This is a genomic window from Collinsella sp. BG-O-102, assembly GCF_023656745.1.
In the GTDB taxonomy this organism is placed as follows: Bacteria; Actinomycetota; Coriobacteriia; order Coriobacteriales; family Coriobacteriaceae; genus Collinsella.
This window is the reverse complement of sequence record NZ_JAMOKO010000004.1, coordinates 16,605-40,978: the sequence shown is the minus strand read 5'-3', so window position 1 is coordinate 40,978 and position 24,374 is coordinate 16,605. Positions and strand designations below refer to the sequence as shown.

The window sequence follows — 24,374 nt, the reverse complement described above, 5'->3', positions numbered from 1 at the left end:
ATCTAAGTCTCTATATATAAGATTTTCTGAGTGTTCCCACGACATGCAAACCACCACAAAGGGGACAGACACCTTTGTGGTGGTCGCGGTCTCTACTCCTTCGCCGGACCCGTACTTCCCGATTCGACGGTCCAGGGCATCTCATCCTCGAACAGCCATGTACGGGCAGACCCACTATCGCGTGCAGCCTGCGGGTCAGGCAAGCAGGTCTGTTTATAGGCATCTTGGATACACTGGCCCATAAAATCGTTGAGCTCGGTCTGGTCGCCCTCCATGACATAGGCGACATCGCCGTCCATGATGTAGATGCCCGGACCCTCATTGTCCTCGTAGCCCGGATCGTACGAGACATCACATAACTTTGCGCCGTTTGCAGTGTCCAGCTCGATGGAAGAGTGGCATCCGCCAACCATGTCGTTCGCTTTTGCCCGATAGGACGCATATCCATACCAGCGCTTAAAGATTTTGCCCTTGAGCAGCTCGGACGCCCTGTCGATCAGACCAGAATCCGTGGTATAGCGCATAGCCCCAAGCTGAATGCGTGGATAATTACTAATGCCCAGCGCAGCCGGTTGCTCATCAAAATCAACGGTAATGGTCTCAGGCTTGTCGTCGCCGGTCAGAAGTTCGACAGATTGAGTCACAGGCTTGACCACCGGCTCCGTCACCGCAGCAGGTAGAAATGCCATACCGACAGCGCCCGCGCCAACCACAGCGATCGCAAGCGCCAAGACAATCAATCCAATACGGGCAGGACTTCTCACAGCAAAGCACCTCACAATGCAAACCCGCGCCATTTGTCCTAATGATACCGCCGGCTAACACTATCACCAAAAGAAGCCGCGCGCTCCCCACCACCACAAAGGGGACAGGCACCTTTGTGGTGGTTTTCGACGCTAACGGTCGACCATCTCACGCCATGAGATTAAACTTGAATTGTTCTCTGAACATATCCATTTCTGCCTATCCTCAACAGCTCTTTGTCTCGAGGAGCGCATATGAAGCCGTCTCATTCCACCGGTCGCAACGTCATCGCCATTCTCGCCATACCCATCGTGATGCTCTTCCTTATCGTCATCACGCCCTTTTCCCTTGGTATCACCTCGCCCTTCGATTTATGCGGAATGGTCGACGCCGGCTCGCGTGCCACCTCGCTCTCCTTTATCTGTCGCGGCGTGTTTTACGAAGATGGAATTCCCACCGGAATTTGGCAGTCAAAGTTGCCACTGCTCGGTCAGATCGACGGATGCTCCCCCTATTTCTGCCTTGGACCTCAGGCGCTAAACTATCTAATCGACGACCAGCCACTCGACTCCATCACCCTCGCCTACGACTACGCACCAAACACCGATGAGCGCCACATGAACCAAGTCCTCGACAAGATGCTTGGACAGTGCGGGCTCACCGAGGAGGCCGGTCGAACCATCTATAGCAACCAGAAATTAAAGCGAACAGAACTCCGCCGTGTCGGAAAAATCAAAGGGCGAAACGGGGCCGCCTACTGGGATGCCTGGGCAACACGCGACAAGGGCGAATTCGGACACAGCACCTATATGGTCACTGTCTACACCAAAGACGGAATTAAGGACAATGTTGACGATTTCGCGTCCTCCAAACTCGGCATCCCCAAAACAACCAAACCCGCCAACCCGGATGAAATCCTGTAGAGGCGCTTATTGGAATGTCGCTCAACGTGCACACCGACATTGAGCTCACCCCCACCACCACAAAGGTGCCTGACCCCAATGTGGTGGGTTTCGACAAAAAGAAGCCGCCCCAATAAAAGAGGCGGCATCAAGCAAGTCTATTTATTAGCATCCCTCAAGACCCAACGAGAACGCAGAAATGTAGCCCGGGGCCACCCTTTGCCGAACGCGACCCTCGCGAAGCGCGTGAGCGGGCGGGAAAGGGTAAGCCCCGGGCGGACAATTAAGTGCGTTACTCGGCAGCGGCCTTGAACTTGTTGTAGTTGATCAGGCAGCCGGCCTTGACGATGGCGCGCTCCTCTGCCGTCATATCGGCAATATAGAGCTCAATCTGCTCAACCGCACCATCGGCGCGCACCACGTAGGCGGCGATGTTCTTGAGATCGCCATCGAGCGCGGCACGGATACCCGGCACAAAGACGTAGTCGCCCACCTCAAAGTTGGGCTCGGCCTCCATCTGGAAGGGCACCATGCCCCAGTTCATGACGTTGGAGCGATAGCGCTTGGTGGCGTACTCGTGGACGATGTTGGCCAGGCCGCCAATTACGCGCTGGCAGCTCGCGGCCTGCTCGCGGGCGGAACCGTCACCGGGCTTCTTGGCATAGAGCATGGAGCCGTACTCGGTCGCCTTGGCATCGGCCGCGACACCCACGCCGGCCAGTGCCTCGAACACACCGGCAAGCTCGGCATCGAGTGCCGCCAGGTCGCCCGCGGCCTCGCCGGCCACGCGACGCTTCTCCACGGCGTCGACCTCCTTGGAGCGGCCCACGTAGGCCGGGTCGCGACGGCTCAGCGTAAACTCGGCCAGGCCCAGCGGGTTGGAGCGGAAGGAGCTCGTCTCGCCCGATGGGATCAGCTCGTCGGTCGTGGTGACCGGGTCCATGATCTTGGAGCACACCTTGAGCAGGATATCGTCGCCGAGGGGCTCCATCGCGGGCCACGGCTTGATGTTGGGGCCTTCGACCAGCTCGTCGGCAGGCTCCGCCTTGCCAAAGCCCCAGTACACGCGCTTTTTGTACGGCACGTCGTCAAAGGTGTACTCGCAGGCCTCGTCCCAAGTCTCCTCGGGCAGGTCGGTCGCCGGCGTCAGGACGCCGCCGTTGGCAGCCGTCGCCGCGATGGAGCGGGCGTCCATCAGGGCCACGGCGCTCAGCTGGCCATTACCCGGCTTGGAACCCTCGCGGTTGGGGAAGTTGCGCGTGGTGTGGCGGATCGAAAGGCCGTTGTTGGCGGGCGTGTCGCCAGCGCCAAAGCACGGGCCGCAGAACGCCGTGCGCACGATCGCGCCGGCCTCCATAAGGTCGTAGATATAGCCGCGGCGTGTAAGTTCGAGCGCCACGGGCTGGCTCGTGGGATAGACCGACAGCGAGAACTCGCCGCAGCCGGTGTTGGCGCCCTTGAGCACGCGGGCAGCCTGGACCACGGAGTCGTAGTTGCCGCCCGAGCAGCCGGCGATAACGCCCTGCTGCACGTGCAGTTTGCCGTCGACGATCTTGTCGAGCAGGCTAAAGTGCGTCTTACCCTCGCCGATCTTGGCGGCCTCGAGCTCCACCTCGTGAAGGATGTCCTCGAGGTTCTCATTGAGCTCGTCGATCTCAAAGCCGTTGGAAGGATGGAACGGCAGCGCGATCATGGGCTTGATGCTCGACAAGTCGACCTCGACGCAGCCGTCGTAGTAGGCGACATCGGCGGGCTTGAGCTCGCGGTAGTCGTCGCCGCGGCCGTGCATGGTCAAAAACGCGTGCGTGTCCTCGTCGGTTGCCCAGATTGAGGAAAGGCAGGTGGTCTCGGTGGTCATGACGTCGACGCCGTTGCGGTAGTCGGTCGTCATGCTCGAGATGCCGGGGCCCACGAACTCCATGACCTTGTTCTTAACGTAGCCCTTGGCAAAGACGGCGCGGATGATGGCGAGCGCCACGTCGTGCGGGCCGACGCCGGGGCGCGGGGCACCCGTGAGGTAGATGGCAACGACGCCGGGATAGGCGACATCGTAGGTGTCGCGCAGCAACTGCTTGGCCAGCTCGCCGCCGCCCTCACCCACGGCCATGGTGCCTAGGGCGCCGTAGCGGGTGTGCGAGTCGGAACCCAGGATCATCTTGCCGCAACCGGCAAAGTTCTCACGCATAAAGGAGTGGATAACGGCGATGTGCGGCGGGACGAAGATGCCGCCGTACTTCTTGGCCGCGGAGAGGCCAAAGACGTGGTCGTCCTCGTTGATGGTGCCGCCCACGGCGCACAGCGAGTTATGGCAGTTGGTGAGCACGTAGGGCAGCGGGAACTGCTCCATGCCCGAGGCACGCGCCGTTTGGATGATGCCGACAAAGGTGATGTCGTGGCTCGCCATGGCGTCGAAGCGAATCTTGAGTGCCTCGGGGTCGCCGGACGTATTGTGTGCTTGGAGGATCGAATACGCGATGGTTCCGCGCTTGGCATCCTCGGGCGTCTTCGTAATGCCGCGCTCAGCAGCCTCGGCCGCAGGCACGACCTCGCTGCCGCCGCGCAGGTAGATGCCGTCCTCGTACAGCTTGACCATACTGTCTCCCACTCTGCCCAAAAGATTTGGGCGCATAGCATACATTCGTTCAATATCGTGCCATAGAACGGTTGCGAGTGGGTTACGAATCTGCACGTTCACTTTATCTAGGTAAAGCAAAGAACGAGTTGGGTGCCGGGGGCAGACTTAGACGCCGAAATGACGAGAGTGGATAATCTCCCACTTTGAGCCTGCAAACAGGCCAAAAACGGGAGATTATCCACTCTCATTCTGCGGGCACTCATTTAAGTCTGTCCCCAATGAGTGCCCGGCAGCGTCGGCGGAGCTATAGGTCGCTACCCGTACCTAGCAGCTTGCGCATGACTTGCTCGGGGTTGACCGAGCCGTCGCGCGGGGCCAGGGCGGTGATCTTCTTCTGCATCTTATACTCGTGCAGCTCGTCCTCGAGCTGGCGCACGCGAGCGCGGAGCTTCTCGTTCTCGCGCTCGCGCTCCTCGGAACGCTCCTTCATATCGAGGATGCGCACCACGCCGGCAAGGTTGATGCCCTCGTCGGTCAGTTGGTTGATGAGTTCCAGACGCTCGATATCGGCACGCGAATACAGGCGCGTGTTACCGCCCGAGCGCTGAGGATTCACCAGGCCCTTGGACTCGTAGACGCGCAGAGTCTGCGGGTGCATGCCGGTCAGCTCGGCCGCCACGCTGATCATGTACAGCGGTTTGTTCCTATTGTCCTCGGCCATGCTACCTGACCCCTTTCCGTCTCGTTATCGTCCATCATAAGCCCGCGGGCGTGGGCGTGCGCCGCGACCGCCCTAGTACGTCGCCTTGTAACGATTGACCTTCTCGCGATAGTCGCGCGTGTCGGCCTCGCGCAGCTTGGTCATGGCATCGCGCTCATCGTCGGACAGGTTCGTGGGAACCTGCACCTTGATCTCGACGAGCAGCGCGCCCGTGCGGCCACGGTGCTTAACATCGGGCGCGCCCATCTCCTTAAAGCGGAACTTCTTGCCCGTCTGGGTACCCGCGGGCACTTTCAAACGGACCGTCGCACCGCCGGGCGTGGGCACGTCCACCGTGCAGCCGAGCGCCGCCTCGTAGACCGAGACCGGTACCTCCATGGTCACGTCGGCGCCTTTGCGCCTAAACAGCGGATGCTCCTCCACATGCGTGGTCACGACCAGGTCGCCGCGCTCGCCGCCGGCAACGCCATACTCGCCGCGACGTTTGTAACGCAGCTTGCCGCCGTCGACCGCGCCTGCAGGCACCGAGACCGTAATGGTCTGCTGCTCGCCTGTCGAGGGAATGCGGTAGGTGACCTTGTGCGTCACACCGCGAAACGCGTCCTCGGCCGTCACATCGACGGTCAGCGACAGGTCGCCGCCCTTGCGAGCGCGGCTGCGGCCAGCGCCGGCACCGGCAGCGCCCGCAGCCCCGGCAAAGCCCGAGCCCCAATCGCTGCCCCAGGCGCCGTTGCCGCTAAAGATGCTGTCGAAGATGTCGCCCCAGCCGCTGGCACCAGCGCCGGCACCGTAGCCGCCGCCATACGCGCCGCCCGCGCCCGGCATGCCGCCAAACATGAGCATCTGGTCGTACTCTTTGCGCTTCTTCTCGTCCGAAAGCGTCTCGTAGGCCTCGCTAATCTCCTTGAACTTGGCCTCGTCGCCTCCGGCATCGGGGTGATATTTTTGCGCGAGCTTGCGAAACGCGCTCTTGATCTCTTTGTCGGAGGCGCTCTTGGATACGCCCAGGATGTCATAGAAGGTTTTGCCTGCAGCCATCGTAGCTCCTCTCCTGTTTCATCCGCCGCCCAGCGGGCGGCGGCTCATGCTTTCATATGGCACTAGGCCAGAAAGGGCCCCGGGTGTTGCCCCGGGGCCCTTCTCAATTACTCCTCGGTGCTCTCGGCCGTATCGGCCGTAGCATCCTCGGGCGCCGCTTCGGGCTCCGGTGCGGGGCGCTTCTCGCCACCGTAGGTCACCGTCACCATCGCGGAACGCAGGATGCGATCCGCCATGCGGTAGCCCTTCTGGTACACGTCGTTGACAGTCTCGTCGTACTGCGATGCGTCCTCGACACGCCCCACGGCCTGGTGCTCGAGCGGATCGAACGCCTCGCCCTTGGGGTCGATGGGCTCAACGCCCTCGTGCGCAAACACATCGAGCAGCTTGGCATGCACCGCATCGACGCCATCGACGAACTGCTTAAAGTCGTCGGAAAGCTCCTGGCTACGGGCATGGTCGATCGCGCGCTCGATATCGTCAATCACCGGCAACAGCGCGGTAACAAGCTTCTCGGTCGCGCGCTCGCGCTCGGCGATACGCTCATTGGCGGTGCGGCGACGGAAGTTCTCCCAGTCGGCCTGCAGACGAGCGGTTCGCTCGGTAGCGTCCTTCGCCTTGTCCTCGGCGGCCTTCTGGGCCTCTGCCGCAGCATCGAGCTCATTGCGCACGTCGGCAAGCTCCTTTTGGGCCTGCTCGAACTTGAGCTTAAAGTCGTTGTCGGCGGCTTCCTCACCGGCGCGGATAGCGGCTTCCACCATCTCGTCCTCGGTCATCGTCGCCTCCTTGTTGGAATCCTCTACCTGGTTCTCGGCAGCCTCGGCGGCCGGGGCCTCGTTGGCCTCGGTATCGTCTGCGGCCTCTACGGGAATCTTCACGTCCTTCTCCTCAGAGTCAACGGGGGCGGCGCCAGCGGCAGCCGCCTCCGTGCGAGCTTTACGGGCGGACATGATTACTTGTCCTCGTCGTCCACAACCTCGTAGTCGGCGTCGACAACGTCATCGTCGGCAGGCTGGGCACCGGCGGCACCGTCGGTCTGCTGCTGAGCGTCGGCGTAGACAACCTGGGCCAGCTCGTAGGCCACGGACTGCAGGGACTCGCCGGCGGCCTTGATGGCCTCGACGTCAGAGCCCTCGAGCGCCTTCTTGGCGTCGGCGATAGCGGCCTCGGCCTTGGACTTCACGTCAGCGGAAACCTTGTCGCCCAGCTCGTTGAGGGTCTGCTCGGTGGAGTAGCACAGGCTGTCGGTCTGGTTGCGGACCTCGACCTCTTCCTTCTGCTTCTTGTCCTCCTCGGCATGAGCCTCGGCGTCCTTGACCATACGATCGACTTCGTCGTCGGACAGAGCGGTGGAGCCGGAAATGGTAATCTGCTGCTCCTTGCCGGTGCCCTTGTCCTTAGCGGAGACCTTGACGATGCCGTTGGCGTCGATGTCGAAGGTGACCTCGATCTGCGGCACGCCGCGGCGGGCAGCCGGGATACCGGTCAGCTGGAACTTACCGAGCGACTTGTTGTCGCGGGCAAGCTCGCGCTCTCCCTGGAGCACGTTGATCTCGACGCTGGTCTGGTTGTCGGCAGCGGTGGAGTAGACCTCGGTCTTGGAGGTCGGGATCGTGGTGTTGCGGTCGATCATCTTGGTCATGATGCCGCCCATGGTCTCGACGCCCAGCGACAGCGGGGTAACGTCGAGCAGCAGGATGCCCTCGACGTCGCCGGTGAGCACGCCGCCCTGGACGGCAGCGCCGTCGGCAACGACCTCGTCGGGGTTCACGGACATGTTGGGCTGCTTGCCGGTCATGGTCTTGACGAGCTCCTGGACGGCGGGCATACGGGTGGAGCCGCCGACGAGGATGACCTCGGTCAGATCGGAGAGCTTAAGCTTGGCGTCGCGCAGGGCGTTGGTGACAGGCTGCTTGCAGCGCTCGAGCAGGTCACGGGTGATCTTCTCGAACTCGGCGCGGGTCAGCGTGTAGTTGAGGTGCAGCGGGCCGGACTGGTTCATGGTAATGAACGGCAGGTTGATGGTGGTCTGCTGGGCGGCGGAGAGCTCCTTCTTGGCGTTCTCGGCGGCCTCCTTCAGACGCTGCAGGGCCATGGGGTCCTGACGCAGGTCGACACCGTTCTCCTGCTGGAACTTATCGGCCATCCAGTCGATGACGCGCTGATCCCAGTCGTCGCCGCCCAGGTGGTTGTCGCCCGAGGTGGACAGAACCTCAAACACGCCGTCGGCGAGGTCGAGGATGGAGACATCGAAGGTACCGCCGCCCAGGTCGAAGACCAGGATGCGCTGGTCGGTGCCCTGCTTATCCAGGCCATAGGCCAAAGCAGCAGCGGTCGGCTCGTTCACGATACGCTTGACGTTGAGGCCGGCGATCTTACCGGCGTCCTTGGTGGCCTGACGCTGGGCGTCGTTGAAGTAGGCCGGGACGGTGATGACGGCGTCGGTGACGGTCTCGCCCAGATACTTCTCGGCGTCGGCCTTCATCTTTGCGAGCGTCATGGCGCTCACCTGCTCGGCGGTGTAGTCCTTGCCCTCGATGTCGACGACAGCACGGCCACCCTGGCCCTCCTTGACCTCATACGGCACGGTCTTGATCTCGGAGGTGCACTCGGAGTACTTGCGGCCCATGAAGCGCTTGATGGAGAACACGGTGTTCTTGGGGTTGGTGACAGCCTGGTTCTTAGCGGCCTTACCCACGACGCGGTCGCCGTCGGCACGGAAGCCCACGACGGACGGGGTGGTGCGGTCGCCCTCGGCGTTCACGATAATGGTCGGAGAACCGCCCTCGAGAACGGCCATTGCGGAGTTAGTAGTACCAAGGTCGATACCAAGAATCTTGCCCATTAGAAATTCCCTCTCTCTTGTGCGTTTGCACCGACTCGGCGGTCTGCCGCGCGGTGTTTCGGCTTGTCTTTCAGGATGTAGTGTATCCCCTTATGGGCCGGAATATACAAAATCTAAGTCAATTCATATAAGATTTCTTATTGCTGAGAGTTTAGGTTCACAAATGCGCAGGTAGACGCACTGATTGAGTTCTCGGCAAATCTATCGAGATCTATGTAGAGATGGCTGAGGTTTGGGCCCGAGGCCGCATGGGGTGGCTTGAGGCGACCCCGGGGGAAGCGCGACCCAGTCTGAGCGTAAATTCCGGGACGCAGTTTCCGCCGGGCGGTCCAACCGGAAACCGTGTCCCGTTTTGGACGTGGATTACGGGATGCGGTTTCCGCAAACACGCTCAATCGCCCTATATTTCAAGTCACCTGTAGCTAACATTTGCGCAGCTCAACGGCCTCACCTGCATGTTTTTTAGTAAGCCATGGCATACTCGGCGAACGGTATGAAGATGCCGGTCAGAGGGTATTGCAAACGGTCGCTCCCGTGGTATGTTTTTGCCCGAATCAAACCGACGCGCATCGCCTGTAGCGTCGGTCAACAGAGAGGAAACTACCATGGCTCATCCCGTAATTGATGCCGACGAGTGCATCGCTTGTGGCGTTTGCGTCGACTCCTGCCCCGCTGGCGTTCTGGAGCTCCAGGACGTCGCCACCGTCGCTGACGAGGACTCCTGCGTCGCCTGTGGCGCTTGCCAGGACGCTTGCCCCGCTGGCGCGATCACCGAGATCGTCGAGGAGTAACAACTCCCGCACTTGCACACTCAAAAGTACACCGTGCACAAAAAAGGAGGCCTCCGCATCGCCGCGGAGGCCTCCTTTTTTGTGCGGATAACCAATTAGGCACCATCGCAGGTTGAGCTCACGTCAGCGAAAACGTCCCTAAGCGAGCAAGGTGACGTGAAAGAGGAGGGAAGCGTACTTTGGTACGCGACCGACGATTGAACGTCAGATTGCCGCTTAGGGACGTTTGCAGCATCGGCTACGACAGATCGTCCTCGTAGGGCATCAGGTCTGCCAAATAGCCTTTCTCCTTGAGTATGGCCTCGATCTCGTCGAGGGTTTGCTCATCCTCTGCCGCAATGCGGTGGAAGTGATAGCCGCTCGTCACCGTTAGTAGTGGAAAGCTCTTGCCGCTCTCGATATCGTGCAGGTAGCGCTCAACATCGCGACGATTGCGAATGTCCAGGTCGGCCGTGATCTTACCGTACACGCGGTGATTGACGATCACGTTGAGCACGGCGCCGCCGGCGTCGACGATACTCGTGAGCTCATCGCCTGCCTGCTCCACGCTGTGGCGAACCTTGACCAAGCGCGTGGGCACGGCGGGGCTGCTGGGGGCCTCCTGCAGCACGTAGCCGCGGTTGGTTGCCACGACATCGTGCCCATCGGCGCGCAACAGGGCAATATCCTGAACCACGACCTGGCGGCTCACGCCAACCTCGCGGGCAAGTGCGCTGCCCGAAACGGGCTCCCTGGCTCCCTCGAGCACGCCCATGATGGCACGACGGCGCTCGCGGGCGTTCATTATTTACCGTCCAGCAGACGCAGGTGCTTAAGCGAGAGGTCGAGGATCGGGGCGGAGTGTGTCAGCGCGCCCGAGCTAATAAAGTCGACGCCCAGATCGGCCAGGGCGCGAATATTGCTGGCGTCCACATTGCCCGAACACTCAGTCTTGGCGCGACCGGCGATAAGCTCGATAGCGGCGGCCATGTCGTCGTGGGTCATGTTGTCGAACATGATGATGTCGGCGCCGGCTTCCACGGCCTCGCGCACCATGTCCAGGTTCTCGCACTCGATCTCGACCGTCGTGGTAAACGATGCATGGGCGCGCGCCATCTCAATCGCGCGCGCCACGCCACCGGCGGCGTCGATGTGGTTGTCCTTGAGCATGACGGCCGTCGACAGGTTGTAGCGATGGTTGCTGCCGCCGCCGATCTCAACCGCCGCCTTCTCGAAAACGCGCATGCCCGGCGTGGTCTTGCGTGTGTCGACAAGCACGGTCTTGGTACCCTCGAGCGCCGCTGCCATTCTGTGCGTATAGGTAGCGATACCGCTCATGCGCTGCAGGTAGTTGAGCGCCACGCGCTCGCCCGAAAGCAGCACGCGCGCATCGCCGCGCACCTGGCCCACGTGGTCGCCGGCGTGCACCTCGTCACCGTCGGCAACATCAAACAGCACCGAGCTCTGCGAATCCAGCAGCTCAAAGGTGCGGGCGAACACATCCAAGCCCGCGATGATGCCATCGGCCTTGGCGATGAGCTCCACCGTGGCGGGGCGCGCCGTGGGGCACACGCTCGCCGTGCTCACGTCCTCAAACGTAATGTCCTCGCGTAGAGCCTGCAGAATCAGATCATCGACGACGAGCTTCATGGTAATGGGATTCATGGTCTACTCCTCCACGGCCTGCGTGCCGGCGGCACGGGCCAAATCATCGATTGCCAGGGAGTCGGCGCTCAGGGCGCGATGACGCCCGTCGAGCGCGGGCTCGCCCGCCTGCTCCACGGCGAGCGACTCGCCGGTGCGCATGTACCACGCGGCGCGACGACCCCAGACCAGCGCCTCGAGCAGGCTGTTGGAAGCCAGGCGATTCTTGCCGTGCACGCCGTTGCAGGCCGTCTCACCGGCTGCGTAGAGCTCGGGCATCGAGGTGCGGCCGTCCTTGTCGACCCACACGCCGCCCATAAAGTAGTGCTGCGTAGGCGTAACGGGGATGGGCTCGTCCAAGATGTCGCGGCCGTCCTCCAAGCAGCGTGCGCGAATGTTGGCAAAGTGCCCGGTCACTACATCGCGCTCGACGGGGGCAAAGCTCAGCCACTCGTGCTCGGTACCGTCCCGCTTCATCTGCTCGCGAATAGCGGCAGCGACCACATCGCGCGGCTGAAGCTCGTCGGTAAAGCGCTCACCGGCGGCGTTGAGCAAAATCGCGCCCTCGCCGCGGCAGCTCTCGCTGATCAGGAAGGTGCGGCCTGGCTGCGGCGAGAACAGTCCCGTGGGGTGGATCTGCACGTAGTCCAGGTGCTCCATCTTAATGCCATGCTCCTGAGCGATGTAGCAGGCATCGCCCGTGAGCTGCGGATAGTTGGTCGAGTGGTCGTATATGCCGCCGATGCCGCCCGTTGCCCACAGCGTGTGGCGGGCATGGATCTTAAACGGCTCGCCGGCATGCGCGCCCTCGGCGGCATTTATCAGCTCGTCGGCGGGGCGGACCGAGTTGTCCTCGTCCACGGGAACGGCGACGACACCGGCACACACCGTGGCGCCGTCACGCTCGCCCGTCAGGATGTCGGTCATGGCCACGTGCTCCAAAATCTGCACGTTATCCAGTTTGCGAACGGCCTGAAGCAGCTTGGTCGTGATCTCCTTGCCCGTAATGTCGGCATGGAAGGCAATGCGGGGGCGGCTGTGCGCACCCTCGCGGGTAAAGTCGAGGCTGCCGTCGGCCTTGCGCTCAAAGTCCACGCCCATCGCCAGCAGGTCGTTGATGACCGAGCGGCTCGAGCGGATCATGATGTCGACGCTCTCGCGGCGGTTCTCGTAGTGGCCGGCGTGCATGGTGTCCTCAAAGAAGGCATCGTAGTCCGAGCCCTCGGGCAGCACGCAAATGCCGCCCTGCGCGAGCATCGAATCGCACTCGTCGACAGCGCCCTTGGAGAGCATGATCACGCGCGTGCTCGTCGGCAGATTGAGGGCCGCGTACAGGCCTGCCACGCCGCAGCCGGCAATGACGACGTCGCACTCCATATCGGGGTATTGCTTGGTTTCCACAGGAATCCTTTCCCTTGAATGTGACAAAGGGACTGTCCCTTTGTCACATTGTTCTAGCGCGCTGCGTACTCGAGCATGCGGTCGAGCGTGAGTTTGGCCTGGTCGGCAGCCTCGTCCGACACGCCGATCTGCACCTCGCCCTCGCCCGTCTCCAGGCAGCGCACGAGCTTTTCGAGCGTGATGAGATCCATGTTGACGCAGGTGGGCTGCACCGCGGGGAAGTAGAACTTCTTGCCGGTGCCCCGGCAGCGGCGCTCGAGCTCGTAGAGCACGCCGCGGACCGTCACGATAATGAACTCGCTCGCGTCGGACTCCTCGGCATACCTGATGATGCCGGCGGTGGAGCCGATGTAGTCGGCCTCGGCCAGAACGTCGGCCTTGCACTCGGGGTGCGCCAGCACGAGCGCGTCGGGGTGGGCCTCCGTCGCGTCGACGATCTGCTCGACGGTGATGATGTGATGGCGTGGGCAGTAGCCGTTGTTGAGGATGACGTGCTTTTGCGGCACCTGCTCGGCTACGAAGCGTCCCAGGTTTTGGTCGGGAATGAACAGGATATGCTGCTGCGGCAGCTCGGACACGATCTTAACGGCGTTGGAACTGGTGACGCACACGTCGCTCCAGCTCTTGATCTCGACCGTGGAGTTGACGTAGCAGACCACGGCAAGGTCGTCACCATACTCGGCGCGCGCCGCGTCGACCGTCTCACGCTTGACCATGTGCGCCATGGGGCAGTCCGCGCCCGGCTCGGGCAGCAGCACGGTCTTGGTGGGGCTGAGCAGCTTGGCACTCTCGCCCATAAACTCCACGCCGCACAGCACGATGGTCTGCTGCGGCAGGCTCTTGGCAAGCTTTGCCAGGTAAAAGCTGTCGCCGACGTAATCAGCCACGGCCTGTACCTCGGGCGCCACGTAATAGTGCGCTAGGATCACCGCGTCACGTTGGGTTTTTAGTTGTTGAATGGCCTCGACAAGCTCTGCGGGCACCAGTGCCGCGCGCTCCGTTGCCGTCGTTGCCGATGCTAGGCCGGCCGCGATATCGCGTGCAAGCTCCGACGCATCCATGTTCGCGCTCTGTGCCATCAAGGCCCCTCTCTTTTGGCGAATCTTGGGGCTTTAGTATGACACCTAGGTTTACAGCTGACAAGACAGCTGTAAACCTAGGTGTAAAGTTGAAATAAAGATTCAATCATGCGGCAGGTCCATTTTCGAACTGGCAAGCTGAGGATAGCCGAGCTCTCGATAGCGCAGGAGGCATCTTTCGCCACCGCAATACCGCTCGGCGCGAGTTGCGCGACGTGGGGCGCAAATGGGACACGCCTCCGCGAGCGGTCCGCACCCAATGTGGCAAAATCGAACTACTAAGGGGGCTCAGAATGCTCAAGATTATTGCCTGCGACGACGACGTCGCTTTTCTAGATAGACTGCACCGGATGATCGACCGTTGGTCGAGCGAGACGGGCACGGCGGTCGATGTTGCGCTCGTCACGCGCGGCGAGGACCTGCTGGCCCGCCATGCCGCATCGCGCGCCGACATCATCTTGCTCGATATGATCATGCCGCTCGTCAACGGCATGGACACCGCGCGCGAATTGCGCCAGGCCGATACCGCCGTGCGTCTGGTGTTTCTCACCTCATCGCCCGAGTTTGCACTGGAGTCCTACGAGGTCCGCGCCTTCGATTATCTGCTCAAGCCCGTGGCTTACGAACGCCTAGCGCAGTTGCTCGACGAGCTTTCGAGCATGCGCCCGGCGGCAACCGACGAGCTCGTGATCAAAACTTCCTTTGGCTACCACGCCCTGCGCCTGTCCGACATCGAATATGCCGAGGCGCGCAACAAGCACGTGGTCTTCCACCTGCGCGACGGACGCGATATCGAGGCACTTGAGTCGTTCCGCAGCGTCGAAGACCGTTTGGCGCAAAATGCCACCTTCTTTAAATGCCACCGCAGCTACCAGGTCAACCTGCGCAATATCGATCACTTTGACCGCACGGACATCGTCATGCGCTCGGGCGCGTGCATCCCGCTTTCGCGCAGCTGCAAGCAGGGATTCCAAGACGCCTACTTTGCGGTGCGCTTTGAGGGTGGGAGACACTGATGGTCTCCACGGTCGAAATGATCCTTTGGGCAATCCACCACGCCACGACGCTGCTCTTTGGCGTCTTTGCCTCGGCGGCGCTGTGCGGTGTCGAGATCAACCGGCGTCATGCGCTTGAACTGGTGCTGGTCGGTGCCGTAACTGGATGCGCATTTGGCCTCGCCAATGCCGTCGGCGGCGAGCTTTTCGCCCGCCAGGTATATCCACTCGTCGTGCATCTGCCGCTCGTCATCTATTTGTGCGCGCGCTACCGCCTGAGCCCGCTGCTTGCCGTACTCGGCATTACGAGTGCCTATCTGAGCTGCCAGTTCAGCAATTGGATGGGCATTGCCGCATTTGCCGCAACCGATTCTCAGATCGCGTACTATCTGGCGCGCATCGCGACCACACTCGCCGTCTTTGCCGTCCTGTTGCATTGGGCCGGCGACATCGGTCCGCGCTTGGCGATTAAAAGCACCACCGAGCTGGGCATCCTTTTAATCCTGCCGCTCGTCTATTACGTCTTTGACTATGCCACCAACGTCTACACCACGCTGTTCCACTCGGGCTCGGTGGTGACGGTTGAGTTTTTGGCATTTGCGCTCTGTGCCTTCTATCTTATGTTTCTTGCCGTTTACCTGCGCGAATACGAAGAAAAGGAAACCGCCGAGCGAGAGCGCTGGATGCTCGAAACCCGCGACAGCGCCGCCATCAAAGAGCTCGAGGCTTGGCGTCAATCTGGGCGCGAGCTGTCGATTCTTCGCCACGATATGCGCCACTTCCTACGCGGCCTGGCCGCTTTAATTGAGGAGGGCCACACCGACGAGGCGCTCAAACGCATCGATGAACTCTGCGAAGTCGGCGATCGCACCGCCGTACGCCGCTTCTGCGCCAACGAGACCGTAAACATCGCGCTTTCGTCATTTAACTCGGATATCAATAGAAACGGCATTACCGCCAACCTGCGCGCCGCCGTACCCGAAACCATCCACGTAGGTGACGCCGACCTGTTTAGCGTGCTCTCAAATGCCTTGGAAAACGCCATTGCCGCGGCGAGCACCGCCCCCGAGGGCAAGCGCTTTGTCGATCTTGATCTGCGGTTTGAGGACGGGCAGCTGCTGCTTTCGGTTTCCAACACATTTGGACGGGCGCCGCACATGGTCGACGGCATGCCCGTGGCTCAGCACGCCGGTCACGGCTTTGGCACCAAGAGCATTAAGCTTGCCGTCGAACGCATGAACGGCAACTGCCAGTTCCGCATTAACGGCGATCGGTTTGAGCTGCGCGCTGTGATGTAGAAGTGCGGCGCCGATCTCGAGGCGTGCCTTGCCCGCCAGACAATCGCTCGCCGGCGCTAATCCGCTACAGCGGAGCGGCCGCCGGGGTCAGCTGCTTGATGTATGCCCACATGCGCTGCTTGGCGGCTTTGTCAGTTAGCGCCGCCTCAAAACCGTCGAGCGCGAGCACGCGGCGACCCTGCACATGGGCGACCAAGCCGGGCTTGAGCATGGCGGTGTCGAAGTCATCGATCGCCACGAGCATATCGGCGTAGGTCTCGCGCATGGCGTCAGCCGCGTTGTTGTCGAGCAGTAGCACCGCCTCGGGATCCAAAGCCTCAAGCGCCTCGCGGAACAGCTCGCACGGCAGAGTCTCGCCCACCGCGACCGCTCCGTCACCCACGCCGGCGACGCTTGCCAGCACGCAAAAATCCTCGGGCGCGTAGCCGATGGCCCCAAGCGCCTTGCGCAACGCCGTGCCATCCGGGCCGGCAGCAAGCTCGCCACCCGAACGCTCGGCGTCGTCCAAATCGCCTTTGACCAGAACGATCGGCGAGCACGCGTTGCCCGCGATACGCACGCCACGGACCGCAAGCGATGTGAGCTCCTGCTCGGCCGCCTGGGCGATGGCTTCTTTTTTCTGGCTTTGTGACGTGGACATGCGCTCTCCAATCGTTTGCGTGCCCACCATTATATAAAAGAGCTGCCCGCGAGTGGTTGCTTTGCGGGCGGCTGGGTATAAGCACGGTCGTACTGAGTTTTACGCGGCCGAGCCGCGTCGCATTATGGAGGTCACCATGGCTGGCATTAATCAGATTACCCCCGAGAACTTCGATTCCATCGTTAACGACAGCCTGCCCGTGCTGGTTGATTTTTGGGCACCGTGGTGCGGTCCCTGTCGATCCCTCTCGCCCATCGTTGACGAGGTTGCCGATGAGCTGGCGGGCAAGCTTGCCGTTGCCAAATGCAATGTCGACGACAACCAGGACCTGGCCATGAAGTATGGCGTCATGAGCATCCCCACGCTGATTGTGTTTAAGAACGGCGAGGAGATTGACCGCTCGGTTGGCGCTCTACCCAAGGCGAGGCTGCAGGCGCTGCTGGAGAAGCATCTGTAATACGCTTGTTACTTACTCGCCGTCTATGAGCGCTTTTGCACCGCTCGCCGGACTTCTGGATGCACCGAGTGCAACCACGGATAGTATGGTAGTCACAAACAGCCCCCAGTGAACGGGTGCGGGTCGCACAGACTCGTACCCGTTTTCTTATGCAACTGCGCGCAGAGCGGGCGTAGTAAAATCTGAACCACTGAACTGCCCCATACAAAAGGAGATTTCCCATGCATGATGTTGGAATGAACATGAGTCAGCTTGCCATGAGCGTCAAACAGGTCGACGACACCATCGAGCTCGCTCATGAGTGGAGCCATCAGCTGCTGCATGCGACCGAGAATTTTGACATGGAGCGCATCGGCGCCAAGCTCGAGGCCGCCATGGCCGCGCTGCACGAGGCGCATGACGCGCTCGAGGGCTACGAGGAAGCCATCGAGGCCGACCACAACTCCGTCGGCTCCGTGAAGCTGGTGTAACGTGGCCGAACATGAGCACGGCTGCGGGTACGAGCACGAGCATCCGCACGGGGCGGACGGTGACGCAGGCTGCCACTGTAGTGGCTCCGGCTCCGAGCTGGTCCGCTTTTCGGTTACCGCACCGGACGACCTGCTGCGCCGTTTTGACGAACAGATCGCGCGCCGCGGCGACGTGGCCAACCGCTCCGAGGCCGTGCGCGACCTGATTCGCGCCTCGATCGCCAAAGAGCAGATGCGCACGCCCGATGAGCATGTTATCGGGTCGCTCACCATGATCTACGACCACCATACCGGCGACCTGACGCGCCGTCTGGACGAAGTGCAGCACGACTACACCGACGAGATCGTATCGACCATGCACGTACATCTGGATCACCACAACTGCTTGGAGATCCTGGCGCTCAAGGGTCGCGACGAGCGCGTCTACGAACTGTCCGACCGCCTGCTGGGCCTGCGCGGCGTTAAGCACGGCGAGCTCACGTGCGCCGCCACCAAGCAGAGCCTGGGGCTGTAGCGGGATTTCCCGCAGCGCACCTGCCAAAAAGGGACAGGTTTGTTTTGGCAGGTTTAGAAGTTTTACCTACCAAAATAAACCTGTCCCTTTTTGGTCGGTTTTGATGAGGGGTGTCGCATGCGGCATGTGCATATTCATGTGACGGGCATTGTGCAGGGCGTTGGCATGCGACCGTTTGTGTATCGCGAGGCCATGGCGCATGGCATTTGCGGATGGGTGCTCAACGCGGGCGACGGCGTGCATATCGAGGCGCACGCTCCGGCCGATGCGCTCGATGCTTTTGTTGCCGCGCTTTCTGAGCATGCGCCTGCGGCAGCTCACGTTGAGCGAGTCGATATTGCGGATTTGGAGCCTAGCGGCTGGAGCACTGCCAATGAGCAGGGCTTTCGCATCGTAGCGTCGCAGGATCAGACCGCGCACACGACTCTCGTCTCGCCCGATATCGCCACCTGTGACGATTGCCTGCGCGAGCTGTTCGACCCCGCCGATCAGCGCTATCACTACCCTTTTATCAACTGCACCAACTGCGGCCCACGCTTTACCATCATCCGGTCGCTGCCGTATGACCGAGCGGCTACCTCGATGGACCGTTTCCCCATGTGCCCCGCCTGCGCCGCAGAGTATGCCAATCCACTCGACCGTCGCTTTCACGCACAGCCCGATGCCTGCTTTGATTGCGGGCCGCATATTACGTGGCGCGAGGCTGTGAACGGCGATGCGTGCGGGAATTCGTCCGCGACACCGGCCGTCGGCACCACACGCGAGGCCAGCGACGCTATCATCGAGCGCTGCGTTGAGCTGCTGGCCAGCGGTGGCATCGTCGCCATCAAGGGCCTGGGCGGATTCCATCTAGCCTGTGACGCTGCCAACGAGCAGGCGGTGGCCGAGTTGCGCCGTCGCAAACGCCGCAGCAATAAGCCGCTTGCCGTCATGGTGCGCAGTCTTGCCGATGCCGGGCGCCTGTGTCATATCGACGATGCTGAACGCGATCTGCTCGCCGGCAGTATCCGCCCCATTGTGCTGCTGCGCCAGCGCACTGCTGGCGAGGGCAACGGCGGTTCCCCCGACATCCTCGCCCTCGCGCCATCTGTCGCGCACGACTTGCCCGAGCTCGGCGTCATGCTCCCCTATACGCCGCTTCAACATCTGTTGCTTGCCGTGGCAGAAGCCTGCGGTATGCACGCGCTCGTCATGACCAGCGGCAACCTGAGCGAAGAGCCCATCGAGACCGATGACGATCTTGCCTGGGAACACCTCGTTGCCGCCGGCATCGCCGACGCGTTGCTCGGTAACGACCGCGCGATCCTCTCGCGCTACGACGACTCTGTAGTGCGCGTGGTCGGCGGCGCCGTTATGCCCGTGCGCCGCGCTCGCGGATATGCACCCCAGCCGCTGCCGTTGCCGGCGCTCGACGGCGCTCCGTCCTGCGTGCTCGCCTGCGGGCCACAACAAAAGGCCACGATTGCGCTCACGCGCGAAGGGACGAACGGCGAGGCAACCTGTTTTGTGTCGCAGCATATCGGCGATGTTGAAAACGGCGGGACCTTCGATGCCTGGAACGCCGCGCGCACGCGCTTGGAAGATCTCTTTGACTTGGCGCCCGCCGCCTTGGCCTGCGATGTACACCCCAGCTATCTATCGGGCCAGTGGGCGCGCGAGCAGGCGCGAAAATGCAATCTGCCGCTCGTCGAGGTGCAGCACCATCATGCGCATATCGCGAGCGTAATGGCCGAGGCCATCGCCGCGGGCCAGCTTACAACCGACGCGCGCGTCCTTGGCATCGCCTTTGACGGCACCGGCGCCGGCACCGATGGGACCATTTGGGGCGGCGAGTTTCTTGTCGCCGGCCTTGGCGGCTTTGAGCGCGCCGCGCATTTGCGCACCTGGGCGCTCCCCGGCGGGGCGGCCTCCGTGCGCGACGCCCGCCGCAACGCCTTTGCCCTGCTCAGTGAGCTCGGCCTGCTCGAGCACCCAGGCGCCGCTCGGCTTTTGGACAGCCTCGACGAGCAAACGCGCAGCGTGACAGCCACCATGATCGAGCGCGGCATCAACAGCCCGCATACCAGCAGCATGGGGCGTCTCTTTGATGCCGCGGCAGCAATTCTGGGCATCTGCGACAAGGCAACCTACGAGGGCGAACCCGCCATAGAATTCGAAGCCGCCGCCTGGCGCGCGCTCAGCAGTGAAAGTGCCTGCCCTACCGGCAATATGGCCAGCTTTTCCGTAACCGAATCATCCCGTCCGGACGACTGCCATGTTCTGAACTCCAGACCGCTTTTTGAGGCGCTTTTGGAGGGAATCAGGACCGGCGTGCCCGCCGGCAGGCTCGCGCTCGGGTTCCACATCGCCATCGCGCGCTCTTCGGCACGAATCGCACACGAAATCTGCGCGCGCGAAGGCATCGATACCGTCGCGCTCTCGGGCGGCGTGTTCATGAACCGACTTTTGCTTCAGCTCCTCACCCGCAATCTTAAAGACGCAGGCCTTACGGTCTTGATTCCCCAAACCGTGCCCGTTAACGACGGCTGCATCGCCTACGGTCAGGCCGCCATCGCTCGCGCCCGCCTCGCGCAGACAGCATCGCGATAGGCTGTTTTGCCAGCCTGCGCGCCGCCGTCTCACAGGTGTAACGCGTTTGCTCGTGACTTCCGCGAGCGCTACCATCAACTGATGGGTAATTAGGCGCCTATCCAGCGCAAAACGTATAAAAGGGGAACATTATGTGCCTTGCCGTTCCCGGTAAAGTGGTCAAACGCGACGACGACCTTAAGGCGACCGTCGACATGATGGGCATCGAGCGCCCCGTTTCGCTGCGCCTCGTGCCGACGGCACAGGTAGGCGACTATATTCTCGTGCACGCCGGCTTTGGCATTCAGATTGTCGACGAGCAGGAGGCGCAGGAGACGCTCGACCTGGTCAACACCATGACCGAACTGGTCGAAGAAGACCAGCTGGCCACCAACCCGGCGGAGGCTTACTAGTGGCGGCCGGACAGCCGGCTCGCTCCGGTATCGACTTCTCGGCATTCCGCGATCCCAAGCTGGCTCGCGAGCTCATCGAGCACATCCGTGAACTCGTCGGCGACCGCGCCATCAACCTTATGGAAGTCTGCGGCACGCATACCGCGAGCATCGGGCGCTATGGCTTTCGCTCCATTATGCCTGCCGGGCTCAAACTGCTGAGCGGTCCGGGTTGCCCCGTCTGCGTTACCGCCAACCGCGATATCGACCATGCAATCGCGCTCGCCAAGATGGACGGCGCCATCATCACCACCTTTGGCGACATGATGCGCGTGCCCGGATCGTCCACCTCGCTTGCCGCGCAAAAGGCCGCGGGGCGCGATATTCGCATTGTGTACTCCCCACTCGATGCACTCGATATCGCCGAACACAACCCCGATCGCCCGGTCATCTTTATGGGCGTCGGCTTTGAGACCACGACGCCCACCATCGCCGCCGCCATTTTGGAGGCCGATGCACGCGGACTCCAAAACTTCTCGGTCTATTGCGCCCACAAGACCACGCCGCCGGCGCTATGCGCGATTGCCAACGATCCCGAGACCACCATCGACGGCTTTATCCTGCCGGGCCACGTCGCCACCATCACGGGCTTGGCCCCCTTTGGCTTTTTGGTCGACGAGTTTAAGACTCCAGGCGTGGTAACGGGATTTGAGCCGGTCGACATCTTGCAGGGAATCTGCATGCTGGTCCAGATGGTTGTCGAGGACAGGCCCGCGATCGACAACGCCTACCGCCGTGGCGTCAATGCCGACGGCAATCCCGTGGCGCGCCAGCTGGTCGAGCAGGTATTTGAGCCGTGCGATACCACATGGCGCGGATTGGGGCCGATTGCCAACTCGGGCCTTTCCATCCGCCCCGAGTTCTCGCGCTTTGATGCCCGCGTTCGCTTTGACGTGCCCGTTGAGGCGACGGTCGAGCCGCGCGGATGCCGCTGCGGCGACGTGCTGCGCGGGGCCATTACGCCGAGCAGCTGCCCGCTCTTTGGCCGCACCTGCACGCCCGAGCACCCCGTCGGCCCGTGCATGGTGAGCTCCGAGGGCAGCTGCGCGGCGTACTACCGCTACCGCGACTAGCCCGGACACACCCACATACTGGCACCACCCACGATTGGAGTTTTGGATATGTCCCATAGCATCACCGATAGCACTGTCCTGTTGGGCCACGGCTCTGGCGGTCAGATGATGAAACGCATCATCGATGAGGTCTTTTTGGATGCCTTTGGGTCGCCCGAGCTGCTCGCGGGCAACGATGCCGGCGTCGCCGCGCTGCCCACGAGCGGGCGTATCGCCATGTCGACCGACAGCTTTGTGGTCTCGCCGCAGTTCTTCCCCGGTGGCAACATCGGCCGCCTCGCCGTGTGCGGAACCGTCAACGACGTCGCGACCTCGGGCGCCAACGTGCGCTACCTATCGTGCGGTTTTATCCTCGAAGAGGGCTACCCCATGGACAAGCTCCACCAGATTGTGCAGACGATGGCCGAAACGGCACGCGAGGCGGACGTGGCGATCATCACGGGCGACACCAAGGTGGTCGAGCGCGGCGGGGCCGACGGCATCTACATCAATACCGCCGGCGTGGGCGAGGTGCCCGAGGGCGTGGCGCTCAGCGGCGCCAACTGCCAGCCTGGCGATGTCATCCTGGTGTCGGGTACACTCGGCGACCACGGCATCGCCATCATGAGCCAACGCGAGGGTCTGGCGTTTTCGAGCACCATCGAAAGCGATGCCGCGCCGCTCAACCACCTGATCGCCGACGTACTGGCCGCAGCGCCCGACACGCGCTGCCTCCGCGACCCCACGCGCGGTGGCCTGGCGTCCACACTCAACGAGTTTGCTCAGGCCAGCGGCGTTACCATGGAAATCGACGAGGACGATGTACCCGTGCGCCCCGACGTGCAGGCAGCCTGCGAGATGCTCGGCTACGATGTGCTGCAGGTGGCAAACGAGGGCAAGATGGTCGCCGTGGTGCCGGCCGAGCAGGCCGATGCCGCACTGGCCGCCATGCGCGCCGCCCGCTACGGCGAGAACGCCGCCATCATCGGCCGCGTGCTGCCGCTTGCCGAGGGCGCCCGTCACGCCGTGCGCGTACGCACCGGCTGGGGCTCGACCCGTATCCTCGACATGCTCGTAGGAGAGCAGCTGCCGAGGATTTGCTAACGACAAAGGCTCAGGGCTATTAAAGATATTCAGATTCCAAACATGCCCGGCACGCATGCCCAGTATCATGGGGTGCGTTTTACAACTCAAGCGGCAGGAGCACCCATGGCAGCAGCTTTTTCCCATGTGATCTTTGACCTGGACGGCACCATTCTCAACACGCTCGAGGACCTGGCGGCCGCCGGCAACCATACCTGCGAGACGCACGGCTGGCCCACGTTTGCCGTAGACGAGTACCGCTACAAGGTGGGAAACGGCATGCTCAAGCTGGTTGAGCGCTTTATGCCTGCCGAGTATGCGGGCGACGGCCGTATGTTTGAGCAGACGCTTGCCGAGTTTAGGGCTTACTACGGCGAGCACAAGGAGGACCACACCGCTCCCTATGCCGGCACGATCGAGATGCTCGACCGCCTGCGTGCCGCGGGCGTGCAGCTTGCCGTGCTCACCAACAAGGACCACGTCTCGGCGGCTCCGCTTATCGAGAAGTATTTTGGTTCCGAGCGCTTTGCGCTGGTACAGGGCCGTGTCGATGCGTTTCCGCCCAAGCCCGAAGCACCCGTCACGCTACATGTGATGGAGGAGCTGGGCGCCAATCCGGCAACCACGCTCTATGTGGGCGATTCCAATGTCGATATCCTGACCGGCCACAACGCCGGCCTTAAGAGCGCGGGCGTCAGCTGGGGCTTCCGCGGCCGCGCAGAGCTGGAGGCCGCCGGCGCCGACTACGTGGTGGACACCCAGGACGAGCTAGCGGCGCTGATTCTGGGCGAGTAACGAGCGACACTGCTTAACGCAGCTGCGACAATTCTTCCGCGCGGAAAGCGCATCCCGTTTTGGAGCTCCGGAATGGGATATGCTTTCCGTTTGAGGCGCATCAGGGAAACCGCATCCCGTTTCAGAGCAATATTCCGGGTCGCACTTTCCGCAACCCACCCCATCCGGAAAATGCGACCCACTATTCGGCCAAAAACCGGGTCGCGGTTTCCCAAGCACTCGATGCAACGCTGGCACAAGGAGTGTCCCCAACTGCCGGCAGAATAACGCTTACCAATATCGCAGACACACTTGGCTTTGGTTGTCCTAAAGGGAGGGTCGCCCCAACGAT

General features: G+C 62.0%; 23 protein-coding genes. 12 read left to right on the top strand and 11 right to left on the bottom strand.

Annotation, left to right across the window (positions count from 1 at the left end; translation table 11 throughout):
• Nucleotides 1-92 precede the first annotated feature (92 nt).
• A complete protein-coding gene (locus NBH09_RS03015; protein WP_147333364.1) occupies nt 93-764 on the bottom strand; it encodes a hypothetical protein in 672 nt (223 codons plus the stop codon).
• Between the two features lie 234 nt (nt 765-998).
• On the opposite strand from NBH09_RS03015, the gene NBH09_RS03010 reads away from it, so the two are divergent.
• Nucleotides 999-1,667 carry a hypothetical protein gene (locus tag NBH09_RS03010; RefSeq protein WP_250787021.1) on the top strand — a complete coding sequence of 223 codons (669 nt, stop codon included), beginning with the start codon at nt 999-1,001 and terminating at the stop codon, nt 1,665-1,667.
• Between the two features lie 271 nt (nt 1,668-1,938).
• On the opposite strand, the gene NBH09_RS03005 is transcribed toward NBH09_RS03010, so the two are convergent.
• From NBH09_RS03005 to dnaK, 5 genes are all read right to left on the bottom strand, one after another.
• Nucleotides 1,939-4,239, bottom strand: coding sequence for a hydratase (locus NBH09_RS03005; RefSeq protein WP_161156434.1), 2,301 nt, complete (start codon nt 4,237-4,239; stop codon nt 1,939-1,941).
• A gap of 286 nt (nt 4,240-4,525) precedes the next feature.
• Nucleotides 4,526-4,942, bottom strand: a complete 417-nt coding sequence (locus NBH09_RS03000; RefSeq protein ID WP_117839958.1) for a heat shock protein transcriptional repressor HspR — start codon at nt 4,940-4,942, stop codon at nt 4,526-4,528.
• 72 nt (nt 4,943-5,014) lie between these two features.
• Entirely contained in the window at nt 5,015-5,980 is a 966-nt protein-coding gene (locus NBH09_RS02995; RefSeq protein ID WP_117770265.1) for a DnaJ C-terminal domain-containing protein, read from the bottom strand.
• A 107-nt stretch (nt 5,981-6,087) separates the two neighbouring features.
• On the bottom strand, nt 6,088-6,930 hold the full coding sequence (locus tag NBH09_RS02990; RefSeq protein ID WP_118080212.1) for a nucleotide exchange factor GrpE: 843 nt from the start codon (nt 6,928-6,930) through the stop codon (nt 6,088-6,090).
• Between the two features lie 2 nt (nt 6,931-6,932).
• Nucleotides 6,933-8,825 (bottom strand): molecular chaperone DnaK, encoded by a 1,893-nt coding sequence (gene dnaK / locus NBH09_RS02985; protein ID WP_006235214.1) that lies wholly within the window; start codon nt 8,823-8,825, stop codon nt 6,933-6,935.
• A gap of 539 nt (nt 8,826-9,364) precedes the next feature.
• On the opposite strand from dnaK, the gene NBH09_RS02980 reads away from it, so the two are divergent.
• Nucleotides 9,365-9,616 carry a ferredoxin family protein gene (locus NBH09_RS02980; RefSeq protein WP_158564522.1) on the top strand — a complete coding sequence of 84 codons (252 nt, stop codon included), beginning with the start codon at nt 9,365-9,367 and terminating at the stop codon, nt 9,614-9,616.
• A 238-nt stretch (nt 9,617-9,854) separates the two neighbouring features.
• Here NBH09_RS02980 and NBH09_RS02975 read toward each other — a convergent pair whose 3' ends face one another.
• The 4 genes from NBH09_RS02975 to nadA all read right to left on the bottom strand — a co-directional run bounded on the left by NBH09_RS02975 (nt 9,855) and on the right by nadA (nt 13,719).
• Nucleotides 9,855-10,400 (bottom strand): transcription repressor NadR, encoded by a 546-nt coding sequence (locus NBH09_RS02975; RefSeq protein WP_117776390.1) that lies wholly within the window; start codon nt 10,398-10,400, stop codon nt 9,855-9,857.
• Nucleotides 10,400-11,260: a carboxylating nicotinate-nucleotide diphosphorylase gene (gene nadC / locus NBH09_RS02970; RefSeq protein WP_055250817.1), complete on the bottom strand. Its 861-nt coding sequence runs from the start codon at nt 11,258-11,260 to the stop codon at nt 10,400-10,402. The genes NBH09_RS02975 and nadC overlap by 1 nt, the downstream gene beginning before the upstream one ends.
• Nucleotides 11,261-11,263: 3 nt before the next feature.
• Nucleotides 11,264-12,616 carry an L-aspartate oxidase gene (locus NBH09_RS02965; protein WP_055250818.1) on the bottom strand — a complete coding sequence of 451 codons (1,353 nt, stop codon included), beginning with the start codon at nt 12,614-12,616 and terminating at the stop codon, nt 11,264-11,266.
• Nucleotides 12,617-12,693: 77 nt separating this feature from the next.
• Nucleotides 12,694-13,719, bottom strand: coding sequence for a quinolinate synthase NadA (gene nadA, locus NBH09_RS02960; protein ID WP_217107425.1), 1,026 nt, complete (start codon nt 13,717-13,719; stop codon nt 12,694-12,696).
• Nucleotides 13,720-14,012: 293 nt separating this feature from the next.
• Here nadA and NBH09_RS02955 point away from each other — a divergent pair, with 293 nt between their 5' ends.
• On the top strand, nt 14,013-14,735 hold the full coding sequence (locus NBH09_RS02955; protein ID WP_217107424.1) for a LytR/AlgR family response regulator transcription factor: 723 nt from the start codon (nt 14,013-14,015) through the stop codon (nt 14,733-14,735).
• On the top strand, nt 14,735-16,012 hold the full coding sequence (locus tag NBH09_RS02950) for a sensor histidine kinase (RefSeq protein ID WP_250787020.1): 1,278 nt from the start codon (nt 14,735-14,737) through the stop codon (nt 16,010-16,012). Before NBH09_RS02955 ends, NBH09_RS02950 begins: the two co-directional genes overlap by 1 nt.
• Nucleotides 16,013-16,076: 64 nt before the next feature.
• Here the strand turns inward: NBH09_RS02950 and NBH09_RS02945 are convergent, their stop codons facing one another.
• A complete protein-coding gene (locus NBH09_RS02945) occupies nt 16,077-16,652 on the bottom strand; it encodes a hypothetical protein (protein WP_217107422.1) in 576 nt (191 codons plus the stop codon).
• 136 nt (nt 16,653-16,788) lie between these two features.
• Here NBH09_RS02945 and trxA point away from each other — a divergent pair, with 136 nt between their 5' ends.
• The 8 genes from trxA to NBH09_RS02905 all read left to right on the top strand — a co-directional run bounded on the left by trxA (nt 16,789) and on the right by NBH09_RS02905 (nt 24,043).
• On the top strand, nt 16,789-17,109 hold the full coding sequence (trxA, locus tag NBH09_RS02940; protein ID WP_217107421.1) for a thioredoxin: 321 nt from the start codon (nt 16,789-16,791) through the stop codon (nt 17,107-17,109).
• A gap of 221 nt (nt 17,110-17,330) precedes the next feature.
• Complete coding sequence (locus NBH09_RS02935; protein WP_006235225.1) at nt 17,331-17,579, top strand: hypothetical protein; 249 nt, start codon at nt 17,331-17,333, stop codon at nt 17,577-17,579.
• 1 nt (nt 17,580) lies between these two features.
• The gene (gene nikR, locus NBH09_RS02930) at nt 17,581-18,093 is read left to right on the top strand and encodes a nickel-responsive transcriptional regulator NikR (protein ID WP_250787019.1); all 513 of its coding nucleotides are present in this window, start codon (nt 17,581-17,583) and stop codon (nt 18,091-18,093) included.
• A 117-nt stretch (nt 18,094-18,210) separates the two neighbouring features.
• Nucleotides 18,211-20,682 carry a carbamoyltransferase HypF gene (hypF, locus tag NBH09_RS02925; RefSeq protein WP_250787018.1) on the top strand — a complete coding sequence of 824 codons (2,472 nt, stop codon included), beginning with the start codon at nt 18,211-18,213 and terminating at the stop codon, nt 20,680-20,682.
• Between the two features lie 131 nt (nt 20,683-20,813).
• On the top strand, nt 20,814-21,074 hold the full coding sequence (locus NBH09_RS02920) for a HypC/HybG/HupF family hydrogenase formation chaperone (protein WP_089573632.1): 261 nt from the start codon (nt 20,814-20,816) through the stop codon (nt 21,072-21,074).
• Complete coding sequence (hypD, locus tag NBH09_RS02915; RefSeq protein WP_250787017.1) at nt 21,074-22,186, top strand: hydrogenase formation protein HypD; 1,113 nt, start codon at nt 21,074-21,076, stop codon at nt 22,184-22,186. The genes NBH09_RS02920 and hypD overlap by 1 nt, the downstream gene beginning before the upstream one ends.
• A gap of 48 nt (nt 22,187-22,234) precedes the next feature.
• Nucleotides 22,235-23,269: a hydrogenase expression/formation protein HypE gene (hypE, locus tag NBH09_RS02910; RefSeq protein ID WP_250787016.1), complete on the top strand. Its 1,035-nt coding sequence runs from the start codon at nt 22,235-22,237 to the stop codon at nt 23,267-23,269.
• A 105-nt stretch (nt 23,270-23,374) separates the two neighbouring features.
• Nucleotides 23,375-24,043 (top strand): HAD family hydrolase, encoded by a 669-nt coding sequence (locus NBH09_RS02905; protein ID WP_250787015.1) that lies wholly within the window; start codon nt 23,375-23,377, stop codon nt 24,041-24,043.
• The last annotated feature ends 331 nt before the right edge of the window (nt 24,044-24,374 follow it).